Genomic DNA, 10,480 nt, shown 5'->3' on the forward strand with positions numbered 1-10,480 from the left:
AAAAACCTTATTTTATCATAGCTTGGTTTATGTAGTTTTGAATTTTGCGGATAAAGTTTTCGCTTAGCTTCAAATTTAACAAAATCACCGAAATTTCTGCGCTCAAATCCCTCAATTTCACGTAATCTTTCGCCGTGCAAAGGATATGCTCCACGCTCTCGCGCCTTAGCAGCTCTAAAATCTGCTCTTTTTTGAAATCGTAATGATCGGGGAAAAATGCGTGGGCTTTTGCGAGCGGTAAAAACTCTTGCAAGCGCCAAGGCTTGGCGATAGCGCTGATTAAGATCGTGCGGGATTTTTCAAAACCAGCCTCTTTAGAATTTAAAATTTTATCCGCGGCCGTGGGGTTCAAATTTGAAATTTCATCCGCGGTGGAATTTGAAATCTCATCCGCAAGATTTAAAATTTCATCCGTGCCGTTTAGCTTACTTTGCAGATCTGCCGCCGAAACAATTTTAAACTCCTGCGAAATATCGCTCGGCGCGGGTATGAAATCCGCAAATTTATAAAAAAACGGCGGGTAGCGATACGCGGCGAATGGCAGGCAAAAGGGCAGCTTTGGCGCGCTTTGCGGGCGCAGCAAGATATCAAATTTAAAGATATTAAATTTAGAAAATCCGTCGTCCAAGATAACGAGCTCAAAGCCGAGAGTTTGCGCGCGCAAAATCCCTGCGGCGCGATCTTCGCTGACGATCACGTTTGCGCCGCGCAGAAACAGCGCGTATTCCATCGCCTCATCGCCGCTTTGCCCCACGTCGCAAAGTATCCGCCCGTCGAGCGCTACTTCGAGCAAGCCTCTACTTTTGCGTCCGTATCCGCGAAGGATGATACATGTTTTGAGCCCCCCGTTAAATTCTTTAAAAAGCGCCCGCACCAGCGGGGTTTTGCCGCTTCCGCCGAGGGTTAAATTTCCGACGCTGATTATTGGAATTTTAAATTTTTGCGGCTTAGCAAAGAGCCTTTTTAGGCAGACGATAAGCGTATAAAGTAGCGATAACGGCGCTAAAATCACTCCGAGCGCAAGCCATGCGGGGCTAGGGTCGTATAAGTTTCGCTCGATTAGGAGTTTAAACACGATTTTGCGCTATCTCTTTAATCTGCTCGCAGATGTAGCTCACATCGTCGTCGCTAAGCGCCGTGTAGATCGGCAGGGATAAAATTTGCTGATAGTTTTTAAGCGCATTCGGAAAGTCATTGACCTTGTAATTATATTTGCTTTTATAGTAGCTTAGCAGATGCACCGGCACGTAGTGCAGCGATACGCTCACTCCGCGCGCTATCAGCGCTTTGGCGAAATCGTCGCGGTTTTTGTCGATCTTTACGATGAATTGAGTGTAGATATGCTCCTCGCTGTCGCTTGGAAGCGTCACGTGCGGGCAGTTTGCGAGCTGTTCGCGGTAGGCTGCGGCGATCTGCTTGCGGCGCTTTATAAAGGTATCGGTTTTTTCAAACTGTGCGATGGCGTAGGCGGAATTTATAGCGTTAAGATCGTATTTTTGACCGATGCGATCGACGTCGTAGGTAAAGGACATATTGCCGTCTTTGTAAAAGGCGTCCCCTACGATGCCGCCGTTTCTTAAAATTTGTGCGGCGTTTGCGATCTCATCGTCGTTCGTAACGAAAAAGCCCGCTGTAGAGATCGCGTCTTGCGCTTGAGGATTGATCTGAAAGCACGATATGAGCGAGCTTTTAAGCGCTCCGATTTTTGCGCCCTTATAGGTAGCGCCCATAGCTCGGCACGCATCGTCGATGAGGATGATATTTTCGCTTTTGGCGACTTCGCTGATGGCGTCTATATCCGCAGCAAGCCCAGCGATGTGCGAGATGAAAGCGCATTTTAGTTTCTTGTGGCGGTTCTGATCTATCGTGCGAGCAAGGCTTTCGCTCGTAATGTTAAAGCTTATCGGATCGATATCTACGAAAACGGGCTCGGCGTCGAAGTGGCGGATCACTTCGGCAACGTTGGGGAAGGAATTTACGGAGCATAAAATTTTATCTCCGCGCTTAATATCCATTGCACAAAGCGCCAGATGCAGCGCCGTCGTGCCGCTCGTGGTAGATACGGCGTGCTTTACGCCAAAATATTTACAAATATCCTCTTCAAAAATTTCGCTATATCTTATATCGCTGTTGTAGAGGGCGCTTTTGATTAAGTCTTCCTCTTTTTTATCGATTTGAGCCTTATAAAACGGTATCTCTTTCATAAATATCTCCTTAGTGTGCGGGCTCTATGCGGGCGACCGCGGGCGCGCGAAGCTTAAAATTATTTTTAAGAATTCTACGGACGATAAATTTCACCAGCTCTTGATTGTGGCGCGAGTTTTGCAGATATTTTAGATCGTTTGCGGTTATTTGCTCGCCTGAGCGAAATTTCGTCCGCAGCGTTTCGTGCGAAAAAATATCTCTTAGCACGCTATCTAAAATCTCGTAGCTGTATCCAAGCTCGCGCTCGTCGCTTTGGTCTTCCCATAGATCGGCGCTTGGGGCTTTTTTGATGATCGCATCGTCTATGCATAAAATTTTTGCGAATTTAAACAGATCGGTTTTTAAAATTTCGCCGATTGGATTAAACGCGCAGGCTAGATCGCCGTAGATCGTGCCGTAGCCGAGCATCCGTTCGCTAAGATTGCTCGTGCCTACGACTACGCCGCGTTTAGCCGCGCTGTAATCATAAAGCAAGCTCATTCTTGCGCGCGCGGCGAAATTTCCGATGCGAAGAGCGCTTGCACCGGGATTTAAAGCGGTAAAATTTTCTACAAATGGCGCGATCTCTTGGATTTCGTAGGGGATATTAAAGGATTCGCAGTGAAAGATGCCGTCTGCCATATTTTCTAAATTTGAACCCGCACTGGGTAGGATAAGCCCGTAAGTGGGGATCTCAGTAAGTGCACAAAGCGCAGAAACCACGGCGCTGTCAAGCCCACCGCTGATACCCACTACAAAGGCATCCGCGCCCGTTTCATCGAGTCTCTCCGATAAAAAATCGGTCAGTTGCGGCAGCAAATCGTCCAAAAACATAATATTTAGCCTTAAAATTTTACGTTAAATTGCGCGAATTTTAACTATTTTTGGCTAAATTACGGCTTTAATTTAAGCTTAAAAGGAGGATTTAAATGCAAATTTTAAAAAAAGCTTTCGGTGAATACGCGACGAACTGCTACATTCTAAAGGGCGAGCAGGGCGATCTGGTGATCGATCCGGGCGAGGGCAGTTTTGATTGGGTTATGCAAAATACGGGAAAGATCGCCGCGGTTTTGAATACGCATGGGCATTTCGATCATGTTTATGACGATGCGAAGCTGCAAAGGGCGGGCGCTAAAATTTATATCCACGAGGAAGACGCCTTTATGTTGCGGGCGGATCCCTTTGAGACGATGCCAGAATCCATAGAAGCGGACGTGCTCATAAAAGGGCAGGAGCAAAGCCTTGAAATAGCGGGCTTTAACGTTAAATTTAGCCTCTTCGCCGGGCACACGCCGGGCAGCTGTATGATCGAAGCGGACGGCGCGATCTTTAGCGGCGATGTCATATTTAAAGGCTCGATCGGCAGGTGGGATTTTCCCTTTTCAAGCGGTGCGCAGATGAGAGAGTCTCTGCATAAAATTTTGCAGATAAAGGGCGATTTTACGCTATATCCGGGGCATGGAGCAAATACGAGCCTAGCGGCCGAGAGGCAAAATTTAAAATATTTTTTGCAGCTTTTTGAGCGCTGATAGTTTAAATTTAATTGCGTCTCGCTATGCGAGAAGCGGTGAAGTGGCGTGAAGCTGTTCAGCGCCGAAAAATTTATACCGCTTTGTTCGCGGGCGCTAGAATTTATACCGCTTTGCTTGTAGGTAGCGGAATTTATGCAACTTCGTTCGCATTACAGGCGTCAAATTTGCCGCTTTATTTACGGCCGCGGGCGTTAAATTCTACGCTGCGTTCGCACTACGCGCGCATTGGCGAAGATGCGCAGATAAAATTTTAAAATTTGCCGCCGCTTGATTAAATTTAGCAAAATTCCGCGCCGCTGCGCATGCAAGACGCAAAGCGTAACGCAAAAGGCGAAATTTAAAATTTGCGCCGCCATACCGATCCTAGCAGCTACAATGCGATCTAATCCAATTCAAGCTCGCTAAATTTAGCTAAATTCCGCGCTCTGCCGAACGTAAAATTTTCCCCCGCGAGCCGATAAATTCGATAAAATTTTGCGAAAATTTTACGCGTTTTAAAGGCGTAGATCCCATTGCATATCAGTGCACGGGTACGCGAAAAATGTTTCAAAGGCGCGCATCACGTCCGAAGCCGCACGTAGATACGCCTCGGGGCGGGGTAGCCCTCGATCGTGCGCGAGCCGTCGAGCGGATCTAGGAAATTCTCCAAGCTCTGCCCGTCGATCCACTCCGTTTTGCGCTGCTCGCTAGCATCCGTGGGCTTTTGAGCCAAAATTTCAAAATCTCTAAATTTCGCCCTCTCGCACCAATTCTGTAGCGCGCCGACGGTCGGGACGAAGTAGATATTTGAAATTTTTGAGTAGCTGTTTTTCGGACACAGCGCGAAATCGCCCGCTCCTTCGATATACATCGTGTCTAAAAATACCTCGCCGCCCGTATTTAGCGAGGCGCGCAGATCTTTTAGCATCTTTACGGGGTCGCTGCGATGGTAGATGACGCCGAGGCAGAAGATCGTATCGAATTTATGCTCGTAAAACGGCAGATGCTCCACGCCCAAAAGCTCGAATTTCGCGCCGCTGCGGAGGAATTTCTCGATGAAGCGAAACTGCAGATAAAATAGCGCGCCGGGATCGAACCCCACTAGCCGCGCAGGCGCTAGCTCGCTTGCGCGAAACATATAGTAGCCGTTGTTGCAGCCCACGTCGGCGACGGTTTTGCCGCGCAGATCTAAAAACGGCCGCAGCAGGTTAAATTTCATGAAGCTTCGCCACTCGGCGTCGATAAAAAGGTCATTCAGCGCAAAAGGCCCCTTGCGCCACGGCTTTAGCGCTCGCGTGATACGCGAAATTTCATTCTTTTGCTCCGCGCTAGCGCTAAAGCTAGCCCGCACGACGTCGCCGCACTCGCAGTCGCACTCGCCTATTTGTAGCGCCTCGATCGCGCTTAAAATTTCGCGGTTTTGCCCGCTTTGCAGCTTTTTAAAGTTCTCGTCTCTGATTTTTTGCAGATCCATTTTTAATCCTAAAATTTCAAATTTAGCGCCATTTTAACATAAAATTTTATCCATTTTAAGGCGCAAAGAGATAAAATCGACTTGCAATTCAAGCAAAGGAGCAAAAAATGCAAGAAGCAAAAACGAGAAAATTTAGTCTCAGGTTTAATCACGAAATTTCAAGTAGCGGCGCAGAGGTACGGCTTTGGCTGCCGTTAGTGCTGCAAGAGCCGTATCAGAGGTTGCTTGGCGAATATCATGCCCGCTCAAATGCGCAAGAGTCTGCTATCTGCGGAGATCATATAAGCACGTACTACGCGCGCTTCGCACCCGATAAAGAGGCAAGAGCAGGCGTCGGCAAATACGGCGAGCAAGGTGTCGTAGGCGAAGAGGATGATTATTTTGAGCTTAGCTTTGATATTGAAATTTCGGAGCGAAATACCGATTTTAGCAAGGTAAGTTTTAATGAAAACGAGCGCTTGAGCCCAGAGATCGAGGAGTTTTTAAAGCCATCAAAGCTAATTCCGGTAGAAGGCGCTGCGAAACAAAAATCAGACGAGATCACCGGCTCGCTTAAAGGCGATCTGGAAAAGGCGCGCGCGATTTATGAATGGGTCGCAAAAAATATGAGCCGCGATAATGGCGTGATCGCATGCGGCAGCGGCGATGCAGCGACAATTTTAAGCAGCGGCAAGCTAAGCGGCAAATGCGCCGATATTAATAGCGTGTTCGTATCGCTCTGCAGGGCAGCTGGCATTCCTGCTCGCGCTATTTACGGCATCCGCACGGGCGCAGCGCAGAAATTTTCGCCTGAAATGGGTGTCATGGGCGCCCTAAGTGGCGGTGCGCTTGAAATTTCGGGCGCGCAGCACTGTAGAGCGGAATTTTATCTAAAAGGCTATGGCTGGATCCCCGTCGATCCCGCGGACGTTACGAAGGTGCGACTCGGCGAAGGCTTAAGCGAGGATGATTCTAAGCTGGCGCAGGTGCGCGAGTATCTTTTCGGTAACTGGGAGCCGTGCTGGCTGGGTTTTAACTATGCTCGCGAAATCGTGCTAAATCCGCGCCCGGCGCACGTTCCGATTGAAATTTTTTCGCATCCGTATTGCGAAGTGGGCGGCACGCCGAAAGATCCGTACTCGCCTAAAAATTTTATCTACGAGTATTTTTCGCGAGAAATTTAGCCTTCTGACGGCTTGCATTTTGCTGCCGCGATTTGCTTAAGCTAAGCTGCCGCGCTTCGTCAAAGCTTAACCGTTTCATCGAAACGCACGCTTGGCTTTTGCGACAGCGGCGCTTTTTGCGTGGTTTAGCCTACGCCGCCGATACATACTGCCTGCGCGCCTAGTTTGCGGGCTATCATGCCCGCTTTGGCGAAATTTCGCGCTATATCTTGAAGCGAAATTTTAAAATTTTAAAGCTGGTGAAATTTTAAATTTAGCGATTTCAAAGCCGCAAAAGGTTAAAATCCACGCGTAATTAGGGCTAAGGCTTAGCCATTTTATTTTGAAGGCATTTCATGCAAAGACGCGATTTTTTAAGAAACACTGCGATTTTAGGCGCCGTTATGGCAACTCCGAGTACCATTTTGGGCGGGGAAAAAGTCATTGGCAAAAAGAGAACTTTCGGGCTCTCGCTAAATCACGAAATTTTGGAGAAGGGCAAGCAGACGCGGCTTTGGATACCGCTTCCTCTTATCACGGAATATCAAAAAGTAAGCGACGTAAAATTTGACGGTAATTTCAACGATCCGTCCGTGGACTACGGCGAAATTCCGACGCTCTATGCCGGCTACGTCGGTGTGGCAAAGCCCACGCTAAATATTAAATTTAGCGTCGAGACCTTTGAGCGTAACACCGACTTTAGCAAGGTAAAATTTAATCCGAACGAAAAGCTTAACCCCGAGGTGGCGAAGTTTTTAGAGCCTAGTGCGCAGATTCAAATCGACGGCGTCGTCAAGCAAAAATCAGACGAGATCGCAGGCGGCATAAAGGGCGATTTGGAAAAGGCGCGCGCGATTTATACGTGGGTGGCGAACACTATGCAGCGCGATAACAGTGTGCTAGGCTGCGGGTTAGGGGACGTGAAGCAAATTTTAAGTAGCGGCAAGCTAAGCGGCAAATGCACCGACATAAATAGTGTTTTCGTTGCACTTTGCCGCGCGCAAGGCATCGCCGCAAGAGAGATGTTTGGTATCCGCGTCGGCGCGTCGAGATTTAGCGCTCAAATGGGCGTCGCGCCTAAAGACGGCGTCAGCCATATCTCGGGCGCACAGCACTGCAGAGCGGAATTTTATCTAAAAGGCCACGGCTGGATCCCGGTCGATCCCGCAGACGTTACAAAGGTACGATTGGGCGAGAAGCTAAGCAATGACGATAGCAAGCTCGCTAAAATCCGCGAATATTTATTCGGCAACTGGGAGATGTGCTGGATCGGCTTTAACTACGGCAGAGACTTTACGCTAAGCCCACGCCCGGCGCAGTTTCCGATCAATAATTTCGGCTATCCTTACGGCGAAGTGGACGGCAACACGCTTAATTATTACTCGCCGAAAGATTTCAGCTACGATTACAGATCGAAGGAGCTGTAGCGGCGCGCATTTTGCTATGCGGCACGCCAGCTTGGGCTTTTTGAGTGGGCATGTAGAGGGACTTTCGGCTAGGCGGTTTTAAAGCGAATGTATAAAAATGCGCCTAATCTGCGCGCTACCGCGCCTGCATCGGCAAAAAATTCCGCGCTTTATTTGGCGTGGAATTTTAAAATTTTTTAGAATTTTGTGAGCGGCGAAATTTTAAAATTCCAAGATGAATAAAATTTTGAAATTTTTCGGCGCGCAAAATTTTGAAATTTACGGCTTGCGGAATTTAAAATTTCGCCTCTTTGCCACTCTGTGCGAAATTTGGTAGCGGTAAAATTTGCAGATAAAATTCCACGTCTAAAGCTGACGAGGGTGCGACAAGATTATTAAGATTATACTTAAAGGTAAAATTTGAAAACCGAACTAGAAAATCCCGCGCAAGAAACCTTGACGCAAAAGCGAGAATATCCTGGCAAAAATCGCTTCAGCACGCGCAGTCTGTGGCTGATATTCGCCGCGATTTTTAGCGCGGTTGCGGCGACGTTTTGCTGCCTGCCCGCGCTTTTATTTTTGATTTTCGGCGCGAGCTTTTCCATTTTTTCAGGCGCGGAGGCGCTGGAAGGTTACCGCGCGCCACTCTCTGTGCTAGCGCTTTTTTGCTTCGCGCTTTCTGCATTTTTCTTTTTCAAAAAGCCGCGCGCATGCTCGCTGCAAAGCAGGCGCAAAAAGTGGATCCTAATCTACGCGCTCTTAGGAGCCTTGCTTGCATTTATGCTTACATATCCCGAAATTTTAGGAGGGCTTTATGCGTAAAATTTTGTTTTTGATGCTTGGATTTACGGCACTTTTTGCCGACAAAGAGGTTAAAATTTACGTGGAAAAAATCCACTGCCCGCTCTGCACTACGATCGTGCGAAAGGCGCTTTTGCAAACGCCAGGCGTGATAAGCGCGAAGGTTTCACAGCAGAGCAAAACCGCGACCGTCGCGGCAAAGGATGATGCAAACGAGACCGCGATGCTTGAGGCAATCGCTAAAACGGGCTATGAAGGTGTAATCGTAAAATAAAAATCCCCGGCAAAATTCTGACTAAATTTTAAATAAAATTCTTGCTAAATTTCGGTAAAATTCATGCGACTTTGCATAAAATTTCATTTTGCGGGGCTTGCCTGCAGCGTAAGCTAGTGCAATCGATAAAGTCTGCGCGTATTTTGCGGAAGCGCTATGCCGGCGCGGTCGCGTTTAAATTTATCAGAATTTCGTAAGCGCTTAAGCGAGCGCGGTCGCTTTTAAATTTAACGGGTGTGTCGCAATAACGCGCGGATATAAATAAATTCAAAAGGAGTAAACATGCAAAAAAACGAGGTTATGAATGATTTTAAGAAGCTGTGCGAGATACCTCACTGCAGCTGCGAAACGGAGCAGATGAGGGAGTTTTTGGCGGATTTTGCGCGCTCTCAGGGCTTTAGCGTAAACGTCGATGAGGCTGGTAACATCCACGCCGTAAAGGGCGAGCCTAAAATTTGCCTGCAAAGCCACTACGACATGGTTTGCGTGGGCGCGGCGCCGAATTTGCAGCTCATCGAAGAGGACGGCATCCTAAGGGCGAAAAACTCAACTCTGGGCGCTGATGATGGCATCGGCGTGGCGATGATGATGGGCGCGATGCGGGAGTTTGCGAACCTAGAGTGCCTATTTACCAACGACGAAGAGGTAGGGCTCGTGGGCGCAAATGCCTTTAAGGGTAAAATTCTATCTCCAAATTTGCTAAATTTAGACAGCGAAGAGGATGACCGCGTGACGCTAGGATGCGCCGGAGGCATAAACGTAAGCGCAAAAATCGGCGCCGCGAGCGTCAAAAAGAGCGGTAAAATTTACGAGATCGGCGTCACCGGGCTTAGCGGCGGGCACTCGGGCAACGAGATACATAAAAATATCCCAAATGCAACGAAGCTGCTGGCGAAATTCCTCGCCGAGGAGGGCTGTGAGCTCATAAGCTTGGATTTTGGCGAGAGGAGCAACTCGATCCCCGCAAATGCCGTATGTAAGGCGCTGTGCGCGCATGAGCCGAAGCAGCGCGGCCTGGCGTGGGTAAAGAGCCTCGGCGAGGGCGAAGCGGACGTACTGGTAAACAGCGGCAAAATTTTGGCGCTAATTAACTCCTTTGCCCAGGGTGTGCGCAGCTACGACACGCAGCTTGGCATGGTAAACGAAAGCATAAATCTCTCGACCGTCAAGCAGAAGGGTGAAGTGATCGAGTTTGACTTTTTCGCTCGCGCGATGAAGCGAGAGGGGCTAGAAAATTTGGGCTTTGAGACCGCTACGCTAGCTAGCGCGCTGGGCTTTGAGGTTAGAATAGCCGACCGCTCGGCGAACTGGGCGCCGTGCATCAGCGACTTTGCCCATCTGGTGCTTGAGGAACTGCAAAAACAAAAGCCGCAGGCGAAATTTGCCGCCGTGCACGCAGGCCTTGAGTGCGGCGTGCTGGTCGCAAAACAACCCGAGCTGCAAGCCTGCTCCATAGGCCCAAACATCCACTCGCCTCACTCCGTAAACGAGCACTGCGAGATAGCGTCGGTGGAGATGGTGGCGGAAGTCGTAAGAAATATAATCGCTAGGCTTCAGTAGCTCGGAACGGCTTGTCTTTTGAGCGTCTTTACAGAAACCCCGCCTGCGGTGTCGCTACGCTGGTTTTGAATGAGTTTGAAATTTTAAGTCTGCGGCAGACTACTTGTCTAGCCTTGACTTAAAATTTC

The 10,480-nt window shown here is 48.7% G+C and carries 10 protein-coding genes; 6 read left to right on the forward strand and 4 right to left on the reverse strand.

Translation table 11 applies throughout. The features are described from left to right. Positions 1-7 precede the first annotated feature (7 nt). From Q0224_RS00985 to nadE, 3 genes are read right to left on the reverse strand one after another with little or no spacing between them, the layout of a single operon-like run. Complete coding sequence (locus Q0224_RS00985) at positions 8-1,075, reverse strand: tetraacyldisaccharide 4'-kinase (protein WP_297948296.1); 1,068 nt, start codon at positions 1,073-1,075, stop codon at positions 8-10. After that, positions 1,068-2,204: a DegT/DnrJ/EryC1/StrS aminotransferase family protein gene (locus tag Q0224_RS00990; protein ID WP_297948298.1), complete on the reverse strand. Its 1,137-nt coding sequence runs from the start codon at positions 2,202-2,204 to the stop codon at positions 1,068-1,070. Before Q0224_RS00990 ends, Q0224_RS00985 begins: the two co-directional genes overlap by 8 nt. Before the next feature lie 10 nt (positions 2,205-2,214). Continuing rightward, positions 2,215-3,018 carry an NAD(+) synthase gene (nadE, locus tag Q0224_RS00995; RefSeq protein WP_297948301.1) on the reverse strand — a complete coding sequence of 268 codons (804 nt, stop codon included), beginning with the start codon at positions 3,016-3,018 and terminating at the stop codon, positions 2,215-2,217. A gap of 95 nt (positions 3,019-3,113) precedes the next feature. On the opposite strand from nadE, the gene Q0224_RS01000 reads away from it, so the two are divergent. Next, the gene (locus Q0224_RS01000; protein ID WP_297948304.1) at positions 3,114-3,713 is read left to right on the forward strand and encodes an MBL fold metallo-hydrolase; all 600 of its coding nucleotides are present in this window, start codon (positions 3,114-3,116) and stop codon (positions 3,711-3,713) included. 562 nt (positions 3,714-4,275) lie between these two features. Here Q0224_RS01000 and cmoB read toward each other — a convergent pair. Beyond that, positions 4,276-5,169 (reverse strand): tRNA 5-methoxyuridine(34)/uridine 5-oxyacetic acid(34) synthase CmoB, encoded by an 894-nt coding sequence (cmoB, locus tag Q0224_RS01005; protein WP_297948306.1) that lies wholly within the window; start codon positions 5,167-5,169, stop codon positions 4,276-4,278. A 107-nt stretch (positions 5,170-5,276) separates the two neighbouring features. Between cmoB and Q0224_RS01010 the strand changes: the two genes are divergently transcribed. From Q0224_RS01010 to Q0224_RS01030, 5 genes are all read left to right on the forward strand, one after another. Next, positions 5,277-6,332 carry a transglutaminase-like domain-containing protein gene (locus Q0224_RS01010; protein WP_297948309.1) on the forward strand — a complete coding sequence of 352 codons (1,056 nt, stop codon included), beginning with the start codon at positions 5,277-5,279 and terminating at the stop codon, positions 6,330-6,332. A 335-nt stretch (positions 6,333-6,667) separates the two neighbouring features. After that, a complete protein-coding gene (locus Q0224_RS01015) occupies positions 6,668-7,738 on the forward strand; it encodes a transglutaminase-like domain-containing protein (RefSeq protein ID WP_297948312.1) in 1,071 nt (356 codons plus the stop codon). 399 nt (positions 7,739-8,137) lie between these two features. Then, a complete protein-coding gene (locus tag Q0224_RS01020; protein ID WP_297948315.1) occupies positions 8,138-8,539 on the forward strand; it encodes an aryl sulfotransferase in 402 nt (133 codons plus the stop codon). Further along, positions 8,532-8,792, forward strand: a complete 261-nt coding sequence (locus Q0224_RS01025; protein ID WP_005871832.1) for a cation transporter — start codon at positions 8,532-8,534, stop codon at positions 8,790-8,792. The genes Q0224_RS01020 and Q0224_RS01025 overlap by 8 nt, the downstream gene beginning before the upstream one ends. A gap of 282 nt (positions 8,793-9,074) precedes the next feature. Further along, positions 9,075-10,352, forward strand: coding sequence for a M20/M25/M40 family metallo-hydrolase (locus Q0224_RS01030; RefSeq protein WP_297948317.1), 1,278 nt, complete (start codon positions 9,075-9,077; stop codon positions 10,350-10,352). Positions 10,353-10,480 lie beyond the last annotated feature (128 nt).

The sequence above is a fragment of the uncultured Campylobacter sp. genome, from assembly GCF_938002845.1.
Taxonomy (GTDB): Bacteria; Campylobacterota; Campylobacteria; order Campylobacterales; family Campylobacteraceae; genus Campylobacter_B.